We start from the raw sequence: 1,163 nt of genomic DNA, 5'->3' as shown, positions 1-1,163 counted from the left end.
CCGCCGCCACCGTCCCGACTGCCCGGCTTTTAAACATGCGAGCGGGAACGATTTGGCCGCTGGATGCTTTCTCCCCTGCATTTCATCTGCCGAGGAGAGAATTCATGAAAACGCTGGCTGAAATTTTCGAGCATACGCTGCAGGATCTCTATTTCGCTGAAAACGCCATCACAAAGGCGCTTCCAAAGGTCGCCAAGGCAGCGAGCAGTACTGAACTGAAGAAGGCGGCCGAGGAACACCTCTCGGAAACAAAAGACCAGATCAAGAAACTCGAGCAGGTCTTCAGGTCAATCGGCAAGACGGCCTCTGGCGAAAAATGCGACGCCATCGAAGGGCTGATCAAGGAAGCGGACAGTTTGATGAAAGAGGCTGAAGGGACCGCATTGGACGCCGGTCTTCTGGCCGCTTGTCAGGCTGTTGAGCACTACGAGATCGCCCGCTATGGCTCGGTGCGTGAATGGGCCAAGAACCTCGGTCACGACGAGGCTCACAAGCTTCTGAGCGAAATCCTCGACCAGGAAAAGGCGACGAACAACAAGCTCACCAACCTTGCTGTAACGTCGATCAACAAAACCTCGGCGCGGTCTAAAGCAGCCTGAGCAAACGCGGGCGGCTCCGGCCGCCCTTTTTCGTATGGACAGCGAACTTCGGGATTTCGCACGGCAACTTGATGTCGTGCTCAGCGTGTACGGGAGCGTGGCGTGAACACCGCAAATTTACAGCTTCAAGGTTTGATCATGGCGGTCGCGTGTCTCGCCGATACGCTGGTGCAGAAGGGTATCTTGTCGCATGGCGACCTTTCGGCGGCACTCGGCGAAGCCGAAAACAGGATCGAGAACAGTGATGACCGTAAGCTGTCCGATGCGAACCGTGCGGCTACGATGTTCCCCATCCGCGTCTTGCTGCTTGCGAACCAGGAAAGCCAAAGCGGGCGGAAACTTTCTTTTTCCGAATATGCAGAACTGGTAGGGAAATTGACATAGACGCGTCAGGGCCGGCGAGTGGTCCTAAATGTTCGGCGCTTCGTCGTCCAGACGCCGCTAACGGCCGCCACCCCGATGTAGCTGCGAAACGTTGGCAATGGCCGCCCAAAGATCCGAGATCGGACTCGGATCGAGGGCAAGGGCCCGTGGCTCGCAGCGGCAAAATTCTGACGTGTTAGA

General features: G+C 56.7%; 2 protein-coding genes. Both read left to right on the top strand.

Annotated elements, in window-relative coordinates; translation table 11 throughout:
* Positions 1-104: 104 nt before the first annotated feature.
* Positions 105-599, top strand: a complete 495-nt coding sequence (locus tag V7S54_RS33220; protein WP_336410024.1) for a YciE/YciF ferroxidase family protein — start codon at positions 105-107, stop codon at positions 597-599.
* A 102-nt stretch (positions 600-701) separates the two neighbouring features.
* Complete coding sequence (locus V7S54_RS33215; protein WP_065375150.1) at positions 702-983, top strand: hypothetical protein; 282 nt, start codon at positions 702-704, stop codon at positions 981-983.
* Positions 984-1,163 lie beyond the last annotated feature (180 nt).

The organism is Ensifer sp. CCNWLY38 (assembly GCF_037120565.1).
Lineage (GTDB): Bacteria > Pseudomonadota > Alphaproteobacteria > Rhizobiales > Rhizobiaceae > Ensifer > Ensifer adhaerens_H.
The sequence above is the reverse complement of the archived record's forward strand: the minus strand, read 5'-3'. Positions and strand labels throughout refer to the sequence as shown.

Excerpts from the sequence above, each read along its gene's own strand:
- V7S54_RS33220 (WP_336410024.1), top strand. The coding sequence starts at position 105 with ATGAAAACGCTGGCTGAAATTTTCGAGCATACGCTGCAGGATCTCTAT.